This is a genomic window from Roseicitreum antarcticum, from assembly GCF_014681765.1.
In the GTDB taxonomy this organism is placed as follows: domain Bacteria; phylum Pseudomonadota; class Alphaproteobacteria; order Rhodobacterales; family Rhodobacteraceae; genus Roseicitreum; species Roseicitreum antarcticum.
On record NZ_CP061498.1, the window covers coordinates 301,436 to 320,643 of the forward strand.

At 65.8% G+C, this 19,208-nt stretch carries 16 protein-coding genes; 3 read left to right on the forward strand and 13 right to left on the reverse strand.

Annotated elements, in window-relative coordinates; all coding sequences use genetic code 11:
- Positions 1-94: 94 nt before the first annotated feature.
- From H9529_RS01410 to H9529_RS01425, 4 genes are all read right to left on the reverse strand, one after another.
- Positions 95-1,381 carry a homoserine dehydrogenase gene (locus tag H9529_RS01410; RefSeq protein WP_092885834.1) on the reverse strand — a complete coding sequence of 429 codons (1,287 nt, stop codon included), beginning with the start codon at positions 1,379-1,381 and terminating at the stop codon, positions 95-97.
- A gap of 256 nt (positions 1,382-1,637) precedes the next feature.
- A complete protein-coding gene (locus H9529_RS01415; RefSeq protein ID WP_092885836.1) occupies positions 1,638-2,786 on the reverse strand; it encodes a lipocalin-like domain-containing protein in 1,149 nt (382 codons plus the stop codon).
- Positions 2,776-5,466 (reverse strand): FtsX-like permease family protein, encoded by a 2,691-nt coding sequence (locus H9529_RS01420; RefSeq protein ID WP_223814260.1) that lies wholly within the window; start codon positions 5,464-5,466, stop codon positions 2,776-2,778. Before H9529_RS01420 ends, H9529_RS01415 begins: the two co-directional genes overlap by 11 nt.
- Positions 5,467-5,527: 61 nt before the next feature.
- Positions 5,528-6,193 (reverse strand): ABC transporter ATP-binding protein, encoded by a 666-nt coding sequence (locus H9529_RS01425; RefSeq protein WP_218132093.1) that lies wholly within the window; start codon positions 6,191-6,193, stop codon positions 5,528-5,530.
- A gap of 170 nt (positions 6,194-6,363) precedes the next feature.
- Between H9529_RS01425 and H9529_RS01430 the strand changes: the two genes are divergently transcribed.
- Positions 6,364-7,284, forward strand: a complete 921-nt coding sequence (locus H9529_RS01430; RefSeq protein WP_092885838.1) for a ring-cleaving dioxygenase — start codon at positions 6,364-6,366, stop codon at positions 7,282-7,284.
- Positions 7,281-7,955 (forward strand): alpha/beta hydrolase, encoded by a 675-nt coding sequence (locus tag H9529_RS01435; RefSeq protein ID WP_092885840.1) that lies wholly within the window; start codon positions 7,281-7,283, stop codon positions 7,953-7,955. Before H9529_RS01430 ends, H9529_RS01435 begins: the two co-directional genes overlap by 4 nt.
- A gap of 356 nt (positions 7,956-8,311) precedes the next feature.
- Here the strand turns inward: H9529_RS01435 and H9529_RS01440 are convergent, their stop codons facing one another.
- The 5 genes from H9529_RS01440 to H9529_RS01460 form a co-directional block, all read right to left on the reverse strand.
- Positions 8,312-9,322 (reverse strand): diguanylate cyclase domain-containing protein, encoded by a 1,011-nt coding sequence (locus H9529_RS01440; protein WP_092885842.1) that lies wholly within the window; start codon positions 9,320-9,322, stop codon positions 8,312-8,314.
- Entirely contained in the window at positions 9,322-9,933 is a 612-nt protein-coding gene (locus tag H9529_RS01445) for a heme NO-binding domain-containing protein (RefSeq protein ID WP_092885844.1), read from the reverse strand. The genes H9529_RS01440 and H9529_RS01445 overlap by 1 nt, the downstream gene beginning before the upstream one ends.
- 281 nt (positions 9,934-10,214) lie before the next feature.
- Complete coding sequence (locus tag H9529_RS01450; protein WP_092885847.1) at positions 10,215-10,910, reverse strand: HAD family hydrolase; 696 nt, start codon at positions 10,908-10,910, stop codon at positions 10,215-10,217.
- Between the two features lie 106 nt (positions 10,911-11,016).
- Entirely contained in the window at positions 11,017-11,661 is a 645-nt protein-coding gene (locus H9529_RS01455; protein ID WP_092885849.1) for a hypothetical protein, read from the reverse strand.
- 26 nt (positions 11,662-11,687) lie between these two features.
- On the reverse strand, positions 11,688-12,731 hold the full coding sequence (locus tag H9529_RS01460) for an aldo/keto reductase (protein WP_092885851.1): 1,044 nt from the start codon (positions 12,729-12,731) through the stop codon (positions 11,688-11,690).
- A 220-nt stretch (positions 12,732-12,951) separates the two neighbouring features.
- Here H9529_RS01460 and H9529_RS01465 point away from each other — a divergent pair, with 220 nt between their 5' ends.
- The gene (locus H9529_RS01465) at positions 12,952-13,869 is read left to right on the forward strand and encodes an ImuA family protein (RefSeq protein WP_092885853.1); all 918 of its coding nucleotides are present in this window, start codon (positions 12,952-12,954) and stop codon (positions 13,867-13,869) included.
- An 83-nt stretch (positions 13,870-13,952) separates the two neighbouring features.
- Here the strand turns inward: H9529_RS01465 and doeB are convergent, their stop codons facing one another.
- The 4 genes from doeB to H9529_RS01485 form a co-directional block, all read right to left on the reverse strand.
- Positions 13,953-14,939, reverse strand: a complete 987-nt coding sequence (gene doeB / locus H9529_RS01470) for a N(2)-acetyl-L-2,4-diaminobutanoate deacetylase DoeB (protein ID WP_092885855.1) — start codon at positions 14,937-14,939, stop codon at positions 13,953-13,955.
- 6 nt (positions 14,940-14,945) lie between these two features.
- Entirely contained in the window at positions 14,946-16,130 is a 1,185-nt protein-coding gene (locus H9529_RS01475) for a M24 family metallopeptidase (RefSeq protein ID WP_092885857.1), read from the reverse strand.
- An 18-nt stretch (positions 16,131-16,148) separates the two neighbouring features.
- Positions 16,149-17,519, reverse strand: a complete 1,371-nt coding sequence (locus tag H9529_RS01480; protein ID WP_092885859.1) for an aspartate aminotransferase family protein — start codon at positions 17,517-17,519, stop codon at positions 16,149-16,151.
- 172 nt (positions 17,520-17,691) lie between these two features.
- A complete protein-coding gene (locus H9529_RS01485) occupies positions 17,692-19,176 on the reverse strand; it encodes an NAD-dependent succinate-semialdehyde dehydrogenase (protein WP_092885861.1) in 1,485 nt (494 codons plus the stop codon).
- Between the last annotated feature and the right edge of the window lie 32 nt (positions 19,177-19,208).

The window sequence follows — 19,208 nt, forward strand, 5'->3', positions numbered from 1 at the left end:
CCGGGCGCCGCCCTTTTTAGCACGATCGTCATGCGCTTGGACCCGGCAATTGCCCAGGCGCGTTTTTTTGGGGGGCCGCTCTGCGTGCCCGGCCTCAGCCCGCCTCGATGGCAAGTGCCACCGGCTCGCCCGTGACAACACCGGTATGGCCAAACAGCGCGATGGCATGGTCGATGGCGTCGCGCGTGGTCTTGTGCGTGATGATCAGCACCGGGGCGCTGGTATCCTCATGGCCGTACTGCCGCATGCGGTCGATCGACACGCCAGCCTCGCCCAATGCGCCCGCCACCTTGGCCAGCGCGCCGGGGCGGTCCATCAGACTCATCCGGAGATACCACGCCTTGGCTGCGGTGGTGCGCCCGGCGGGGGCGTCGATCAGTTGTTTGGCTGGCTGGCCGAAGACCGGTAGTCGCAGCCCCCGCGCGATGTCCATGACATCGCCCATCACCGCGCTGGCGGTCGGGCCTTCACCCGCGCCCGCGCCGCGCAGCACGATCTGGCCGACGCTGTCGCCTTCCAGCACCACCATGTTGGTGCCGCCCATCAACTGGCCCAGCGGACTGTCCACCGGCACAAGGCAGGGCGTCATCGACTGTTCCAGCCCGCGCCCGGTCATCTGCGCCACGCCCAAAAGCTTGATGCGCAGGCCCAGATCGGCGGCATGGCGGATATCGTCGATGGAAATCCTTTCGATCCCCTCGATCATCACAGCGTCGAAATTCGGCCGGGTGCCAAAGGCGATTGCGGCCAGTAGCGTCAGCTTGTGCGCCGCGTCGATGCCGCCCACGTCAAGGTTAGGGTCGGCCTCGAGGAAGCCCAGCTTGTCGGCTTCATCAAACACCACCTCATAGGGCAGGCCCGCGCTTTCCATCCGGGTCAGAATGTAGTTGCAGGTGCCGTTCATCACGCCAGAGACGCGGCGCATCACATTGCCGGACAGCCCTTCGGTCAGCGCTTTGATGACCGGAATACCGCCTGCCACGGCGGCTTCGAACCGCAGCGACAGGCCCGCCTCTTCTGCCGCCTCGGCCAGTGCCTGCCCATGATGGGCCAGAAGCGCCTTGTTGGCGGTGACGACGTGTTTGCCGTTGGCCAGCGCTGCTTCGACCAGCGCCTTGGCCGGGCCGCTGTCGCCGCCGATCAGTTCGACGACCACATCGACATCGTCGCGCCGCGCCAGATCAACGGGATCATCCGCCCATTCATAGGCCGAAAGGTCCGCATCGCGGTTCTTGGCGCGGTTGCGGGCCGAGATCGCAGTGATGACCACTTTGCGGCCCGCGCGCGCAGCCAGCAGATCGGCGTGTTTCTGCACGATCTTGACGACGCCGATGCCCACGGTCCCCAGACCTGCAATGCCAAGGCGGATAGGTTCGGACATGGGACGGCTCCGGTCTGGTTGGGAAGATACAGGCCGTTTGTTAGCTCTTTGCCGCCCGGCATGCAACGCGGGTCGGGCAGGGTTTTCGCCGGGTTCGGGTGGTTTCTGGCGCGCAGGCCGGATTTCGGGCTGGTCGGGGGCGCCGGGGCAGTGGGTGCGCAGGTGCATTACGGCCTAGGGCGATGTGCGTGCCGAGGCTTCGGTTGTCGTGCCAGGCTGCGTCCGAGGGAGAGGGAAGGGCGCGACCCGCCGCGGGTTAGTAGCCTGTCATCTCCAGGTAGCCGCGCCCCGTATGGCTGCCGGTGAAGCGCAGCGGTCCCTCCCAATAGGGAACGCGGGTGCCCATCCATGCCTGTGGGTTCAGCGGCGTGGTGGTGATGTCGAGGCCGCGTGTGGCCTCCTCTATCCGCCAGCCCACCGGGATCTCGCGCCCTGCAACGGTCGCGCGGGCGACGGGGGTGAAGCGCAGCGCGTTATGGGGCAGGGGCGCCGGCATGCCATCGGGGCTGATCCAGGTGCCCGAGGTAAAGCTGCCCCCTGTCCGGTCGCGCAGTTGAAACCCCATCAGCCGCGCGCCGTCTTCAAACGACAGCGATACCCAGTCCCACCCGGTCTGATCGGGGTCTAGCGGCTGGGACGACCATTCCCGGTCCAGCCAGCCCTGCCCGCTGACCTGCACGGGGCCGTCTGGCAAGGTCAGCGTACCGGTGACGCGGTAGAAGGGTTGCGAATAGTAATAGCTGGCCTGCCCGCGCTCAGATTTGATCGAATAGCCGCGCTGGCCGTGCAACACCAACGGGCCGCTGGCGACGAGCGACAAGTCATAGCGAAAATCGGGGCCGGAGGCGGCCAGGCGCAGGGCGTCCAACGGGTCGGCCTGCGGCGCGGCGGTGCTGCGCATTTCCCAATCGTCAATGGTCGCGGCGAAGGGGCTTAGGCGCACGCCTGCCTGGCCGATCCCGCCGCGCGCCAGCCTCTCTGCGCTGTAGTGCGCCGAGGCGGTGGTGACGCCCGCATGGCCCATCCAAAGCTGTGGGCTGGACCAGCCAGTGCCGTCGCCGTCTGTAGCGTCACTGCGACCCGTATCGCGCTCTGCGCCGTCGCCGGGCGCGAGGGCAGAGCGGAACAGCGTCCATTGCACGCCATAGTCCTGACCGTCGTCGCCGCTCAGCGTGGCGGTCAGGTACCACCATTCGATCCGGTAAGCGGGATGCGCGCCGTGGTCTTGCGGGAAGCGCAGCGCGCGGTCCGGGTCTGGTGTGGCAAACCCGGTGACCGCATCGCCCAGACCCGCGAAGCCGCGCCCCGCGCCGTCCTGCGCCAAACCGCCGTTCTGCGCGGTCGCGCCACCTGCCACCAACAGCGTCAGCCCCACCAGCCCGATGGTCCACCACCTATCGTTCATTTGCGAATACCTTCAAAAGATCGACGGGTCGTGCGCGTGCCAATTGCCACGCCGGGATCAGCGCGGCCGCCCCCGCCGCCAGCAGCGCCCACAGGCCAAGCCGCAGCCAGTCGCCGGGGAAAAGGTGCATCGGCAGCCGCCAGCCGAAAGCTTGCACATTGATGACCGTCAGCAGCACCCATGCCAGTAACAGCCCCACCGGCAGCGCCAGCACCGCAGTCAGCGCTGCCAGCGCCAAGGTGCGGCCGAAGTCCAGCGCGGCCAGCCGGCGCCGCGTCAGCCCCATCGCCCAAAGGGGCGCAATCTGCCCCTGCCGTTGTCCGGCCAGCGTCAATAGACCTGCGAACAGCGCCGCCGCTGCGACTGCAAGCGTCAGCACATTCAGCGCGCGGGTGACGGTGAAGGTCTGTTCAAAGACCCGCAGCGACAGCGCCTTGATCTGCGCCTGATCTACCACTGCACTGGCGGGCAGGTCGAAACGGTCGCGCAGCGCGGCGGCAAGCTGTTCGGTCCCTGCAGGATCAAGGCGCAAGGCGAATTGCCGCGCGGGCGCATCGGGGAAGGCACGGTTGAACAGCGCATCCGTCACGATGACTTGCGCACGCGGGTTGCCGTAATCGGAATAGACCCCCAGCACGGTCATCTGAGCGGGTTGCAGTGACGCTTGCCCAGTCGCCTGCCCAGTCGTTTGCCTGTTGTTTTCGGATCCGGGGACGCGCAGCCCCGGCACCGCAAGCGTCGCACCGGGCCAGAGCGATTGCCGCCGCGCCAGTTGCTCATTCACCAATACCCCCTCGCCAAGGGCCAGTCGCGCCCAGACATCGGGCAGTGACTGCAACACCGGCCAGTGATCTCTATAGGTCGCATCATCGGCCACGCCATTGATCTGTGCGGGCGCCCCGAAGAGCGTCACATCCGTGGACCGCACGGGCAGTACCGCCTGCACGCGCGGGGTCAGCCAGTCGCGCAACTCGACCGCCTGCGCGTCGGTTTGCGCGGTCACATACAACTCGGCGGCAAGGCGTTGGTCCAGCCATCCGGTAAAGGTCAGCCGAAAGCCCGACACCATGGTGCCCACGCCGACATTGGCGGCAAGCGCCAGCATCAGGGCCATCAGCGCCACTGACAGGCTGGGCAGTTGTGCCCTGCTGTCGGCCCAGACCCATGCAGCAACCGGTCCGCGCGCGCCGCGTGCCAGCCCCACCAACACCGCGCGCAGCGCCAGCGGCAGCGCCAATGCGGCGGCCAGCAGCATCGCGGCCAGAAGCGCAAAACCCGCGATCAGCCCATTCCCCCACAGCGCCAACCCGCCCGCAAGCAGCGCCAGCGCACCCGCTGCCGCCCCTTGCAGCGCCAGTGCCCCGCCGCTGGCAGCGGCCCAGGCGCGAGGCTGCGCGCCCGCCAGCAGCGGCAGGCGCGCGATCTTCCATATCGCCCAGCCGGATGCCAGCGCCGCCCCGGCCAGCGCCATGCCCAGCCCCGATGCCAGCCACAAGGGCGAAACCGACAGCGACTGTGCCACCTGCGCGCCGTAAAGCCCGGACAATGTCGCCGCGACATCGGGCAGCAGCGCGCCTGCGATCAGATAGCCCAGCACCAATCCCGCGCCGCCCGCGACCAGCGTCAGCACCAGAAGCTCTGCCATCAGTAGCGCCATCAAGCGCCGCAAAGGCACCCCCAGCGCGCGCAGGGTGCGCAGCATTGGCCGACGCTGCGCATATGCCAGCCCAACGGCGGAATGAACGATCAAGAGGCCCACGGCAAAGGCAAGGAAGCCAAAGGCCGTCAGGTTCAGATGAAAACTGTCGGTCAGACTGACCATATCCGTCCCTGAATCCGCCGGGATGCGCCGTAGCTCTGGGCTGATCCGGGCCAGCGGCGGCAGCCCCAAGGGCTGGTCGGGGGCGATCAGCAGGTAGCCGATCTGCCCCGGGCGGCCCAGAAGCCTCTGCGCGATGCCAATGTCGGTCAGCACCGTGCCCGGCGGCAGGCCCGCACGCGCCAACAGGCGGGGCAGGGCGGCGGACGGTGTGCCGGTCCCGCTCTGCGTGTCGTCCGTGCGGGTGTCACTGCGCGGTTCAGGTGCGGCCTGCGGGCCTTCGCGGGGCCGATCTGCGGGCTGCGGCACTTTACGGCCATCGCCTGCGCCGTCCGTGCGCGCCGTGTCGTCGCCGAGCCGCGCGGGTTCCAGCGTAGCGGACAACGCGCCAATGCGGTCCAGTGTTTCGGGCGCTGCAAAGCCGATCCCGGGCGGGGTGATGAAGGCGGTAAGGTCGGGGGTGTCCGCGCCGTCTGCGCCCGCCAACAGCCCCGCGAGGCCATCGCCAGATCCCGGCCCCATCTGCGCGGGTGCAGTCAGCGGCTCGGTGCCGGTGATGGTCACGCGGGCTGCGCCAAGGGTCATCCGCCCCTCGAGCACCGGGCTGACCTGCCATCCGGCCCGGCGCAGCGCGACATATTGTGCCTGCGTCACCGGCCCGCCGTCGCGTGTCAGCCGGTCCAACTGCCCCGTCCCCAAAAGGTCGGCGGCGCGTGCATAGCTGGCGCGTGCCTCGGCGTTCAGCGCCTGCACGCCCGACCAAAGCGCCGTGGACAACGCCAGCCCGATCAGCAGCGTCACGACTTGCAACGGATGCGCGCGCCAGTGTGACAAGAGGGCGGCAAGTGCGGCCCGGGTCATCGGGCGGCCCCGGCGCGATCTGAAGCGCAGGTGCCGGGCACATCGCGGATCTTCGCGCCCGTCATGTCACTTCCACGATCTGGCCTGCGCGCAGGTGCAGCCGCCGGGTGCAGCGCGCCGCCAGCCGGGGGGAATGCGTGACCATCAAAAGTCCGGCGCCGGCACCCGCCACCCCGTCCAACAACAGCGACAGAACCGCATCGCCCGTCGCCTCATCCAAATTGCCCGTCGGCTCATCTGCCAGCACCAGCGCGGGCGCAGCGGCAAGGGTCCGGCCAATCGCCACCCGCTGTTGCTGACCGCCCGACAGGTTTTCAGGGTAGCGCGTCAACAGGTCCGACAGGCCCAGCCGCGCTGCCACTTCCGCTGTGCGCGCCGGATCCTCGCGCCCCGCAAGCCGCGCCTGAAACGCCAGATTTGCCTCGACACTCATCGAGGCGATCAGGTTGAATTGTTGGAACACCAGCCCGATGGTCCCCCGTCGCAGGGCGGCGCGTGCGGAATCGGATTGCCCGGTCACGGGACGGTCCGCGACATGGATGGTGCCGCTGTCCACCCGGTCCAGCCCGGCGCATAGGTGCAACAGCGTGCTTTTGCCGCTGCCGCTGTCGCCGGTCAGCGCCACACTCTCGCCCCGCGCCAAATGCAACGATACCCCGCGCAACACGCGCAGCGCGCCCTCCTGCGTGGCAAAGGACTTGGCGACGGATTCAACGCGCAGCAACATGAAGCCCCCTTCGGTTGACGTCGTACCTAGCACATCGCGGCCCCGCGCCAACAGTCAAGCTGGATCTGCGCGTAAATGCACAGACTTGGCGCGAAATCATAGGTTTATACGCAAAAATGTCAGTGTATATTTCCAGCATCAAAAGCGCGACCACCACCACAGGAGGCACCATGTCACACGCAACTTCCCTGCTGCCCATTGCCGGGCTGCACCATGTTACTGCAATCTCTGGGGCGCCGCAGCGCAATGTCGATTTCTATACTGGGGCCATCGGGCAGCGGCTGGTCAAGAAAACCGTAAATTTCGATGATCCGGGTACGTATCATCTGTATTACGGCGATTACGACGCCAATCCGGGGTCGATCCTGACCTTCTTTCCCTATGTTGGCGCGAAGCCGGGGCGCACGGGTGCAGGTATGGCGCGGTCCTTCGCTTACAGCATCCGCCCGCAGGATTTTGACGCGCTTGCCGACCGGCTGGAGGGGGTTTCCACCCGTGCCGACCGCTTCGGCGACAAGGTTTTGCAGGTGACCGACCCGGATGGGCAGATGCTGGAATTCATCACAGACACCCATGCGGCAGAAGCGCCCGGCGCGTTCCATTCTGCCGCGCTGTGGTCGGCCGCGCCCGAGAAGACCGCGCGCATCCTGACCGAGGCTTTCGGCTATGCCGAGGTTGGATCAGAGCGCGGGGAGGGTGGTGAATGGCTGCGCCTTGCCCTTCCGGACAGCGGCACAGGCAAGATTATCGACCTGTGGCGCGCAGACACCGCCCTGCGCGCGCAGCCCGGGGCAGGGACGATACACCACATCGCGTTCCGCGCCAGCGACAACGACAATCAAGATGAGCTCCGCGAGAAACTGCTTTCGATGGGTCAGCAGGTCACCCCACGCATCGACCGGCAGTATTTCAACGCGATATACTTCCGCGAGCCCGGTGGTGTGTTGTTCGAGGTGGCGACCGATCAGCCTGGTTTTACCATTGATGAGCCGTTAGAAACCCTGGGCACGGCGTTGAAACTGCCGCCGCAATATGAGGCGCAGCGCGCCCAGATCGAGGCGCATCTGCCCCCGGTCAAGGTGTCGGCATGAGCCGGGCAGACCCGCATGCCGATGCCCAGATCCTGCGCGCCGGACCCTCGGGTGCAGCGCGCGGTCTGGTGCTCATCCACGGGCGGGGTGCACAGGCGTCCGATATTGCGGGGCTGGCGATGCAATTCGCGCCCGCTGATACCGCTGTCGCTGCACCGCAGGCTGCCGGAAGTTCGTGGTGGCCAGTCAGCTTCCTGGCGCCCGATGCGGTGCTGGCGCCTTGGGTCGCGTCAGCAATCGGCGCTGTGGACCGGGCTGTAGAGGCATTGGTGAAGGCGGGCTTGCCGCAGGAACGGGTTGGACTTGCCGGGTTTTCGCAAGGAGCCTGTCTGGCGCTGGAATATGCCGCCCGGCGCGGCGGACGTTGGCATTCGGTGTTGGCACTTTCAGGCGGGCTGGTTGGCACTGGCGATGCAAGCGATCCCCTGGAACGGGATGCACTTTATGGCCACCGCGATAAGGCGTTCGACTATGAGAAGCACCTAGAAGATGTGCCAGTTCTGCTGGCCTGCCACGATCGCGATCCGCATATTCCCGCCGCACGCGTGCGCCGCAGTGCCGAAGTGTTGGGCGCTATGGGTGCCGGTGTGACGACGCGCCTGCATCCCGGCGCGCAGCACGGGATGGGGCCGGGCGATGACGCGGCAGTCAGGACGCTTTGGCAGGGCTGAGGCTGGGGCCGCCCCGGTCTGGAACATCCCCGGCGCTTTTGGAGCGTATGATGCGCCCAAGGCCGCTGGCAGTGGCCTTTATGATGCCTGGACGCGGGGTGTCATCTTGATGGGTTGTGCGGGGCTGTGCGGATTTTCCACGGCGCTGGCGCTTCCACGTATGACCTTAGCGTGCGGCTTGCTGCTGGGCCATACGGCAGTTCTTTCGGGCCGCGGTATCGGGCCGGTCGCCCGACGACCCGCTTCTGGATTGGGCCGGTCGTCCCTTTGTGCCGATTGACAAATTGCTTCGTCTTCAATTTGGTCGGCATGCTCGCCCCGCGTTCAGTCCGCCTGGCGATCTCACTGTCACACGCTCACTTAGCCACCGCAGTACCGCGCCGCCGGTCCACGGCAGTCATACGCCCGCGTCCTGACCGTTTGGAGGCATAGAGCGCGCCATCCGCCTCGGACAGCAGCAGATCGGGCGAGGGCATGTCATATTGATGGGAAAGGATCGCGCCGATGCTGGCGGAAATCCGGCACTCTCCCCCGCCATCTACCACGATCGGCTCCTCCAGGGCGCTGATGATCCGGGCCGAGGTCTTGTTGATCACCCGCAGGTCGGACAGGCCCGGCAGAAGCATCACGAATTCATCCCCGCCGACCCGCGCTACCGTGTCGCCGCGTCGCGTCTCTGCGCGCAGCACGTCGGCCACGCGGTTCAGCACACGGTCGCCCGCAGCATGGCCATAGGTGTCATTGACCTCCTTAAAATAGTCGAGGTCCAGATGTAGCAGCGCGAAATGCTGATCCGCTGCCAGCAGCAACTGCATTTCCGCATTCAGCGCACGACGGTTGCCAAGGCCGGTCAGCGCGTCAGTCACCGCCTCGGTGGCGGCGCGCGACCTGGCGTCTTCCAATCGTTTGGCCATTTGCCCGAGTTCCACCAGCACGGCGGTCTTCGCTTCGATCAGGTAGAGCATTTCCACGGTCAGGTCGGTCTGAGCGAAGTCGGCGCTGGTCAGGGCGTGGGTCTGCACGGCCTCGGCGATATGAATCCCGAAGGACAGGTTCAAAAGCCAGCCTGCCCCCTCCGCCAGCGCGACGGCCTGCCCCTTGAAATCCGTGCCCGGTGGCGCAGCCAGTGTCAGGCGCAGCCGCGACCCGGCAGCCGTTGTGAACCCTGCCAGGCCAGTCGGCCGCTTGAGGTGGAACACGGCGCTGAAGTGCTGGCCGATCAGCGCGGGCAGGGCGCAGATTTTCGCGATGGTCGGCCCCGCGCCGGTGATGACGCCCGTGTGGTCAAGGATCAGGTGCATCGGCATCACCTGCGCCATTGCCCTGTGCGGGATCTGGAAGGGATCGGCAGTGGCGGCGGTGCGCATCACGACAGAGCACCCGCCGCCAGATCGAACTGCCGTCCCGCCGCGTAGGAGGCGTCCAGCACCCGGATCGACAGGGTTTCGCGGTTGGGGCCCAGCGTCCAGGCGTCTGCTTGATGCGCAGGGTCATCGACCATGATGAGAACGCCGTAATCGTCAGCCAGAGCGCGTAATAACCCGGCCAGCACGAAGGAATACCCCGGCATTGTACTGGTGGAGCGCAGGGTGAAGGCGCCGTCGCGGCAATCAGTCAGGTCCATATGCGGCAGGCCCAGATCAGGTACCGCCAGCCGCGCGCGATCTGGAAGATCCTCGATTGAATACAGGAAATCAGTGAAATCCACCCCGCCAAAGCGCAGCAGGCGCCGCAGTCGTTCAAACCGGGGGTGGGAGACCAGATAGGTGCCGATATCTTCCAAAACCTCGCTGCGGGGGCGGTTCAACCGGTCGGTGGCGGCAGTCAGGATGTCATCGACGCAGCTATCGTCATAGATCAGCATGGATTCGAAGCTCCGTGCCTCCAACTTCGCCTGCCGGGTGATGCCGTCCCACATGGCAGGGCCGTAGGTGTCGGCAAAGAACCCTTGCAGTGCCTTGAATATCAAACCATGCATGACCTGAGCCCCCTGTGCCGCAGGGGAATCTCTACGGCTAAGATGTTAACAACCGCTGAATGCCTGCGCGCAATCATGAGGCCACCCCCGACAGAGGTGCCCAATTGCAGCGCGCACGGCATCCCGGTTCGGGCCCGGTGCGCTTCAGCCTCCACCCTGTAGCCATATATGATTAAGTCCTGCACACCTCCTCAGGTCCGGCAAGCGTGGCGACGGTGACGCCGCATCCGGTAAGCGTTGTCCAACTGACGCTGGCCCTGCCACCCGCGCCGCGACGCGGGTCACTCCAGTCCAAGCAGATCCGGCAAATGGCCGATGTCAGGCGCCAGAAGGTCAGCCATGGGCGAGAGATCTGCTGCCTTGGCAATGCCGGTCAGTACCGCCATGGTCATCATGCCCGCTGCCCGCCCGGCGGTCAGGTCGTGCAGACTGTCGCCGACCATCAGCACCGCAGCGCTGTCATGCCCCGTGGCGCGCGCGAACGCGTGCAGCATGTCGGGTGCGGGTTTCGGCGTGAACCCCGAGTCGTAGCCCAGCACCTGGTCGAACTGGTCGCTGATACCTGCGCGGTCGAGGTGCATGTGCGCCGCACTTTCAGCATCATTGGTGGCGATGCCCAGCACCAGCCCATGCGCGCGCAACCGCAGCATCAGCGGGCGCAGCGGCACGGCGGGCACCATTTCTGCGCGCGCGCCGCTGCTGCGCAGCCGCGCGATCAGATCAGGCAGAGCGACGCCGGGCAGATGCGGGACCATCAGCGCGGCGGTTTCTTGCAAGGTACTGGCGATGATCGGCGCATCGGGGGCGAAGCCGCGCGTTGCGAGGTCGAAACCGATGGCGCGCGCCAGGTCCGCGCGGCGCAGCGGATCGCCCTCGGCCAGCGCGTTCAGTTCCCCCTCGGCCCAGCCGGCCCAACTGGCGTGGAAGTCGAACAAGGTGCCGTCCTTGTCAAAGAGAATGGCTTTGATGTGATGCATGGGTGGTCCGTCTTTTGGGGCTGGTTCAGTGGCGGTCAGGAGGGGGCGTCCGTGCTGTCATCGGAAAGGGGGACTGCCGCTGATCTTTGATCCCCGGCAGCCGGGGTTATTGGAGGCATTGGGTCGTGCGTAGCCCATTATCCTGCACGATTTCGTGACAGCCATAAAGCGGGGTAAGGGGCGCGCAGGTGCCGCTGCGTGCAAGGCATGTGCCTTCGCAATCCGCCCCCGACGCGCAGGTCTTGCCGTTGTCGCGGGTGGTGAAAACGCAGGCTCTGATCTCGCCTAGGCCCACCCGCTGGTAGATGCCGCCCCGGCCAAGGCAGGCAGCCTGTTCCGCCGCGAAGAAGGGGGACAAGGGGTCAGGCGCTGATTGTAGCGAGATGCCGTTGGGGTCCTGGCTCGCAGCGCCGTTGGAGTTTGGCACGGGGGTGTCTGGTGCTGCACCCGCCGGGCCGCTTTTGATCGCTTGGGAATCGGCCGGGACACTGGAGGGGCCTGCCTGCGTGCCCACCCCGTCTGCAGAGCCACTATCGGCTATGCCTCCGGGCGTATCCGGGGCGACATTGGCAGGCGGCAGAACATCGACCTGGATTGCCGGATCGCCCCCGTTGCCGGTTCCCACATCCGTTCCTGCATCCTTGGGCAGGAATTGGCACGCCGCCATCAGGAACAGGCCCAGCAGCAAGCAGATCGCTGCGGGGCCTGCAGTGGGGCGCCTGGCGTGTGGTGTCGCATCGGTGCGCGGCAAAGGGGCCTCCTGTTTCTGCCCCGCGTTCAGAATGGCATCGGCGCTGCGCGGTGCAGCGCCTCGATGTCTTCCAAAACCTCGGGGGCGAGGGTCAGATCCACCGCGCCCAGCACCGTTTTCAGCTGCTCGGCGGTACGCGCGCCGATGATCGGGATGGTGACGAAGGGTCGTGTCCGGGTCCAGGCCAGCGCCATCTGAACCGGGGCCAGCCCATGGTGATTGGCAATGCCCAGGTAGCCCGAGACGGCCTCGAACACGCGCGGGGTGACCCGGCCGCCCAGGTCGGCGCTGCGCGCGCGGCGGGTGTCTTCCGGCGTCACATCGCCCGCATATTTGCCAGTCAGAAGCCCGGCGGCCAGCGGGCTGTACGCCAGCAGCGGCAGGTCCTCATTCACGCTCAGTTCAGCCATGTCGGTGTCGAACAGTCGTGACAGCAGCGAGTATTCGTTCTGGATCGAAGCGATGCGCGGCAGCCCGGCTTCCTCAGACAGGCGCAGCCATTGCGCTGAACCCCAGGCTGTTTCATTCGACAGCGCAATATGGCGGATCTTGCCCGCTGCGATCAGGCCTTGCGCAGTCTCCAGGATCTCACGCATGTGGGTCAGGGTTTCGGTCTTGTTCTGCCCCGAGGGATCGAAGCCCCAGCTTTTGCGGAAATGGTACGAGCCGCGGTTGGGCCAATGCAGCTGATAGACGTCGATCACCTCAGTTTGCAGCCGCGCCAGCGAGGCATCGACGGCGGCGCGCATCCTGTCAGGCGTGATCGGCGCGCGGTCGGGGATGATGGAGCTGTCCGCGCCGGTGATTTTGGTCGCGACGATCACCCGGTCGCGCACCCCACGCGCCGTGATCCAGCGCCCGATGATCTCTTCGGTCAGGCCCAGCGTTTCCTTTGTGATCGGGTTGACGGGATACATCTCGGCGGCGTCGATGAAGTTGATCCCGCGGTCCAGCATCATGTCCAACTGGCGGTGCGCGTCATCTTCCGGGGTTTCATTGCCAAAGGTCATGGTGCCCATGCAAAACTCGGACACGGTAAGGTCGGTCTGGCCCAGCGGGATCAGTTTCATCGGCAACTCCTTTAATGTGACGACGACGACGGGGAGGGCGCCGCGTGAATTATTCCGGGTGCAACCTAACGACTATTGCTCCGGGGGCAAGGGAAAGCCTTGAGAACGTATGTGGAACATCTATATTCGCGGCATGACAAGAATTCCGCCCCAAAGCCCCGCTTCGTCCCCCGGTCCAGGGGTGCCCGGGGTAAGGCTGCCCGATCTGGCTGAGCCTGAATTGACTGAGCCTGATCCGGCCGGGTCCGGTCCGGGGGCGCCCGACTGGACGCAACTGCAAAGGCTGGTCGGCAGTTCGGTGCGCGCTTTGGCGACGGGGGTGCTGGACCTGGGGCCGGTGTTGCCTGCTGTTGCCGAGGGTGCCGGGCAGGGGCCGCAAGGTGGCTTCGCCCTGGCGCAGGGAAGAATACATGAGGTCTGCGGCCCCGCGCGCCGTGTCATGGTGGCATGGGTGATTGCAGCCTTGCAGGCACAGGCGGGCCGGGAAGCGCCAGTATTGTGGCTGCGCCCGCGCTGGCAGGCGGGGGGTCTGTTCCCCCACGGGCTGGCCGCGATCGCCGATCCGCGCGCAGTGATCACGGTGAACTGCCCGCGTGAGGAGGATCTGCTGTGGTGTATGGAAGAAGCCCTGCGCACTGGCGCGGCCCCGCTGATCATCGTCGAACTGCCCCGCCCCCCCGGACTGACACCTGTGCGTCGCCTGCAACTGGCGGCCGAGGCCGGGTCGGCCAGGATGGACGCGGATGGCAGGGGACCCAGGATGGCCCCGGGTGGCAGGGCGCCCGGAATGGGCGCGGATGGCGGGGGGGGGGGCGTACCAAACGATCCCGGCGCGCCGCGAGGTCTTGAGGCGCAGAGGGGGCACGACGCGCCAATCGGCCACAGCGGCGTGGTGGGGCAGCATGTCTCAGTTGCGTCTTGTGCGTCGTTGGCAATCTGCGCGCCAACCGGCCTGATCATAAGTTCGGGCGACGGCGGCGCAGCGGGGGTTGAAAGTCGCTGGTTTGCAGCACCTTTGTGGCGCGGGGGTCAGCCCGCGTGGCAGTTGGAACGCCGCCGCGCCCGCATGGCCCCCCCCGCCACATGGGTGCTGGTGGAGGAGAGGCGGAAGCGGATGCTGACGGGGGTGGATGGATGAAGCGCGCCGCAGAAATCGCCCCGTTCTCGTCCTCGGCAACGCCACGGAGTTCCAACGGGCATCCTGCTGCGGCCCGATGGTGATTACCCCGCCACGGGCACGCCCACCACGGCCAGGCAATCGCCGGGTTGGATCAGGCCGGGGAAGTGACGGCTGATCAAGATGCCATCCAGCCCCGCCGTATAAACCGTGGGCGCTACACCCGAGGCACCCATGGGCCAGACGCGCGCCACCGACTGACCCGCTTGCACAGGCGCACCCAGATCCACCAGCGTCTCGCACAATCCGCCCACTTGCGCGAAGGTGAAGCAGGCACCATCGGGCATGTCCAGCATCTGGCTGGGGCCAATCTTCGGCGCGCCCGGCAAAATACCCATATGATGCAACAAGTTGTGCACGCCCTTGCGCGCGATGCCAACCGAGGCCGCGGTTGCCGTGCCGCCGCCACCCAGTTCGGTGGTCACAAAGGTCTTGCCCTGCGCCTCTACTTCCGTGTCGAACATGCCCACGGCGTCGATTTCCAGCATCATCGCGCAAAAGGGGGCGTTGAAGGCGCGCATCGCGGCGGCACAGGCTTCCTGATGTGCCGCGTCAGGCAGCACATGCGCGGCGGCAAAAGGCACGAAATCCAGCGTCTTGCCGCCCGAATGCATGTCGAGGACCAGATCGGCCAGCGGCACAAGTTCGCTGGCAACATAATGCGCGATCTTTTGCGTTACCGTGCCATCCGCGCGCCCCGGAAAACTGCGGTTCAGGTTGCCGCGGTCAATGGGCGAGGTCCGGGTACCTGCGGCAATCGCAGGCGCGTTCAGCGCGGGCAGGATAATGACCCGGCCCTCAATCGCGCCGGGGTCCAGCGTAAGTGCCAGATCGCGCAGGGCAATCGGCCCCTCATATTCATCCCCGTGGTTGCCTCCGACAAACAGCGCCGTCGGGCCCTCGCCTCCCTGGATCACCGAAATCGGGATCATCACTGAACCCCATGCGCTGTCGTCGCGCGAATAGGGCAGGCGCAGGAAACCATGATGCGCGCCGGGCTGATCCAGCGGGATAGTGGGGGCGATGGCCATGGCGTGTCAGTCCTTCACGAAGATCCCGCGCGGGGTGGTGCAGAAGGGCTGCGCCCCCGCATCGGTGATCAAGATGGTTTCAGTAATCTCCAGCCCGCCGTCTTCCAGCCACAAGGCGGGCATGAAATGCAGCGTCATGCCCGCCTTGATTTCCGTCATGTCGCCGCGCCGGAAAGACATCGTGCGCTCACCCCAGTCGGGGGGATAGGACAGGCCGATGGAATAGCCGCAGCGGCTGTCCTTCTCGAACCCCAGCTTGTTGAGTGTCGCGTTGAAGGCGTTGGCCACATCTTCGCAGCGGTTGCCGGGGCGGGCCTGGGCCAGGCCCGCCTCCATCGCTTCCAGCACCGCATTCTCGGCGCGGCGGTAAATGTCGGGCGGCGGACCGAAGAAGAGGGTGCGCGACTGCGGGCAGTGATAGCGGCGGTGCGCGCCTGCCAGCTCGAAGAAGTTGGATTCGCCCCGCCGCAAGGGCCGATCATCCCAGGTCAGATGCGGGGCGGTGGCGTCCATGCCGGACGGTGCCATGGGCACGATTGCCGGGTAATCACCCCAATGGCCTTCTGCGCCCATAATGCCCGCATGGAAGATCTCGGCCACCAGCTCGTTCTTGGCCATGCCGGGTTCGGCGCGTTCCACGATGACCTCGTGCATCCGCTGCACGATGCTGCCCGCGCGGCGGATATATTCGATTTCTGAATCTGATTTCACCGCACGCTGCCAGTTCACCAGCCCGGTGGAATCGTTCAGGTTCGCCTCGTGCAGATGGTTGGTCAGCACGTCATGGGCGCGGGCGGAATAATAATAGTTGTCCATCTCCACGCCGATCCAGCCGGTATTCCAGCCGCGATCAATGATGAGGGACGCCAGCGCCTCCATCGGGTGTTTCTGCGGGTTCTGCACATAGCTGTCGTCATAGCCGACGATTGAGGCATCGTCGCGCATGAACACGGTGCGCGCCGCCCCCGCGCCATCCATCGCCCGGCCCCACCACACGGGTTCACCCGACATCGGCAGCAACACCGCCTGATGCACATAAAATGACCAGCCATCATAGCCTGAGATCCAGGCCATGTTCGACGGGTCGGTGATGATCAACAGGTCCAACCCGCGCCGGTCCATTTCGGCGCGGGTCTTGGCGATGCGGGCGTAATACTCCGCATCGGTAAAGTTCGGGTTTGTCGTAGTCATGGGCGGCGATCCATCCGGTTATGCACTGACTTCATTAAGCGCATCAACGGTGGCGGACACAATAGTGTCGGCCTCGGATTTGGTCAGGCACAACGGTGGGGCGAAGCCGATGATGTCACCTTGCGGCATGGCGCGCGCGATTACACCGCGCTTCAGCATGGCCGCCACCACGCGGGCCGCGAATTTGTCGCCCGCGTCAAAGAAGGTGCGGGTGTCCCGGTCACGCACCAGTTCGACCGAACAAAGCATCCCCTCGCCGCGCACTTCGCCCACGTGGGGATGGTCGGCCAGTGCGGCTTCCATGGTGGTGTTGAGGTATGCCCCGGTGATCCCGGCATTGTCCACCAGACCCAGGCTGTCGATCAGCTTCAGGTTTGCCACGCCCGCCGCTGCCCCGATGGGATGGGCGGAATAGGTCCAACCATGGCCAAAGGGGCCATAGGTGTCGGTGCCTTCCTCCAGCACTTTCCACAGCTTGTCGCTGATGATCGAGCCCGAGAGCGGGGCATAGGCGCTGGTCAGGCCCTTGGCGATGGTGATGATATCGGGTTCGATATCATAATGCGCGCTGCCGAACATGGTGCCCAGACGGCCAAAGCCGGTCACGACCTCATCCGCGATCAAGATGATGTCGTGCTTCTTCAGGATCGGCTGGATCGCGGCCCAATAGCCCGCAGGCGGCGGTACGATGCCGCCGGTGCCCAGCAGGGGTTCTGCGATAAAGGCGGCGATGGTGTCGGCGCCTTCGCGTTCGATCATCGCTTCCAGTTCGCTGGCGCAATGCGCGGTAAAGTCAGCCTCGGACATGTTCAGATCGGGGCGACGGTAGTAATAGGGTGCCTCGGTATGCAAGATGCCCGCCAGTGGCAGGTCGAATTTCGCATGGAACAGGCCCAGCCCGGTCAGCGAGCCGGTGATGAGGCCCGACCCATGGTAGCCGCGCCAGCGCGAGATGATTTTCTTTTTCTGCGGCCGACCCAACACGTTGTTGATGTACCACACCAGCTTGATGTTGGTTTCATTCGCATCTGATCCGCCAAGGCCGAAATACACCTTTGACATGTTGGCGGGGGCGCGGTCCACCACCATCTTGGCCAGCGTGATCGACGCCTCGGTCCCATGCCCGACGTAGGAGTGGTAGTAGGCCAGTTCCTTCGCCTGGTCGGCAATCGCCTCGGCAATCTCGGGGCGGCCATAACCGACGTTGACGCAATAAAGCCCGGCAAAGGCGTCGAGCATGCGGTTGCCGTCGCGGTCCTCGATATACACGCCCGAGGCGGTTTTGATGATGCGGTTCGCGGATTCGCCGCGCGCGTGCTGGGCCAGATGGGTCGAGGGGTGGAAGAACGTGTCGCGGTCCCATTGGGACAATTGGTCATTGGTCAGCATGTAAGGTCTCCCGTCTGATGTTCGGCCCGTTGCCGGGTCTGTGGATATCGGCCCGTGGACGGGTCGGTGTGATGCGGTGCCCGGTGGCGAGCGGATGGGCTCGTGTGGGTCTGTAAATAGGCTGTCTGGTCGGGCCTTCTGGCCCGTGCGGGGCGCCTTGCGGCCCCAATCCTCAGCCCCAGTCGCGACAAACGTATTTCACTTCAGTAAAAGCTTCCATCCCCAGTCTTGCGCCTTCCCGGCCCAGGCCGGATTGCTTGAATCCGCCAAACGGGATCGGCGCGCCGGTGACCTTAGTGCGGTTGACCGCGACCATGCCGAATTCCAGCGACCGCGACATGCGGTAGATGCGGCGCGGGTCGATGGTGTGGACATAGGCCACCAGCCCGTATTCGGTGGCATTGGCGGCGGCGACCACCTCGTCTTCGCTGTCGAACGGGGTCAGGGCGGCGACGGGGCCAAAGGTTTCTTCGCGCATGATGTCGGCATCCATCGGCACATCCGCCAGCACCGTGGGGGCGTAGAACAGCGGGCCGTTGGGCAGCACGTCACCCCCGATCAACAGCTTCGCGCCGCGTGCCAGCGCGTCTTTCACATGCGCCACCTGCTTGGCCACCGCGCCCGTGTTCATCAGCGGACCGATGTCGGGGTCATCCATGCCCGGACCGACGCGCAGGGCCTTGGTGGCCTGCGTGAAGCGCGCGCAGAAGTCGTCATAGACAGGGCGCGCGATGAAGAAGCGGTTGGCACCCAGACAATCCTGCCCAGAAGTTGCGAATTTCGCTTTCACGGCCTCGGACACAGCGCGATCCAGATCGGCATCGCTGAAGACGATGAAGGGCGCATGCCCGCCCAGTTCCATCACCAGCGTCTTCACCGTATCGGCGCATTGGCGATAGAGCAGCCGACCCACGGGGGTGGACCCGGTGAAAGACAGCACCCGCACGCGCTTGTCCTGCGTCCAGGGTTCTACCACCACGGGCGCATCCCCCGTCACCACGTTGAACACGCCCGCCGGGATGCCTGCGCGTTCGGCCAGTTCAGCCAAGGCCAGCGCCGAAAACGGCGTTTCCGCAGACGGGTGGGCTACCACGGTGCAGCCTGCGGCCAGTGCCGCACCGGCCTTCCGGGTCAGCATGGCAGCGGGGAAATTCCATGGCGTGATGAGGGCCGCGACCCCCACGGGTTCGCGCCAGATCTCGACCTCGGCGTCGGCCAGATGGCTGGTGACGCCTTCGATATTGGGACGCTTGGCTTCCTCAGAGTAAAATTCGAGGAAGGACGCGGCATAGTCGATCTCGCCCCGCGCCTCGGATATGGGTTTGCCCTGTTCCAGCACCATGATGCGGGCCAGATCCTCACGGTGCTGGCCCATCAGGTCGAACCAGCGGCGCAACAGGCGGGCGCGTTCTTGCGGCAGCAGGTCCGCCCATGGCCCGAAGGCCTTTGCGGCGGCATCGACGGCGCCCCGGCTCTCGGCGGCCGAAAGGCTGGCGATGGAGCCCAGCACTGCGCCGTTAGCGGGGTTGGTCACCGTGATCTCTGCGCCATCGGCCGCGCTGCACCATTTGCCGTCGATATAGCTGAAAGATCGCACAAGGCGCGGGTCGTCCAGCTTGCGCAATGTGTCGGTTTTGGGGACGGAATGCAGGGACATGGAAAAGCACCTTTGGGGTTCGGAGTTTCCCC

What these genes read in the sequence shown, in the direction of transcription:
- H9529_RS01410 (WP_092885834.1), bottom strand. Translation starts at nt 1,381, where the DNA reads ATGTCCGAACCTATCCGCCTTGGCATTGCAGGTCTGGGGACCGTGGGC.
- H9529_RS01415 (WP_092885836.1), bottom strand. Translation starts at nt 2,786, where the DNA reads ATGAACGATAGGTGGTGGACCATCGGGCTGGTGGGGCTGACGCTGTTG.
- H9529_RS01420 (WP_223814260.1), bottom strand. Translation starts at nt 5,466, where the DNA reads ATGACCCGGGCCGCACTTGCCGCCCTCTTGTCACACTGGCGCGCGCAT.
- H9529_RS01425 (WP_218132093.1), bottom strand. Translation starts at nt 6,193, where the DNA reads ATGTTGCTGCGCGTTGAATCCGTCGCCAAGTCCTTTGCCACGCAGGAG.
- H9529_RS01430 (WP_092885838.1), top strand. Translation starts at nt 6,364, where the DNA reads ATGTCACACGCAACTTCCCTGCTGCCCATTGCCGGGCTGCACCATGTT.
- H9529_RS01435 (WP_092885840.1), top strand. Translation starts at nt 7,281, where the DNA reads ATGAGCCGGGCAGACCCGCATGCCGATGCCCAGATCCTGCGCGCCGGA.
- H9529_RS01440 (WP_092885842.1), bottom strand. Translation starts at nt 9,322, where the DNA reads ATGCGCACCGCCGCCACTGCCGATCCCTTCCAGATCCCGCACAGGGCA.
- H9529_RS01445 (WP_092885844.1), bottom strand. Translation starts at nt 9,933, where the DNA reads ATGCATGGTTTGATATTCAAGGCACTGCAAGGGTTCTTTGCCGACACC.
- H9529_RS01450 (WP_092885847.1), bottom strand. Translation starts at nt 10,910, where the DNA reads ATGCATCACATCAAAGCCATTCTCTTTGACAAGGACGGCACCTTGTTC.
- H9529_RS01460 (WP_092885851.1), bottom strand. Translation starts at nt 12,731, where the DNA reads ATGAAACTGATCCCGCTGGGCCAGACCGACCTTACCGTGTCCGAGTTT.
- doeB (WP_092885855.1), bottom strand. Translation starts at nt 14,939, where the DNA reads ATGGCCATCGCCCCCACTATCCCGCTGGATCAGCCCGGCGCGCATCAT.
- H9529_RS01475 (WP_092885857.1), bottom strand. Translation starts at nt 16,130, where the DNA reads ATGACTACGACAAACCCGAACTTTACCGATGCGGAGTATTACGCCCGC.
- H9529_RS01480 (WP_092885859.1), bottom strand. Translation starts at nt 17,519, where the DNA reads ATGCTGACCAATGACCAATTGTCCCAATGGGACCGCGACACGTTCTTC.
- H9529_RS01485 (WP_092885861.1), bottom strand. Translation starts at nt 19,176, where the DNA reads ATGTCCCTGCATTCCGTCCCCAAAACCGACACATTGCGCAAGCTGGAC.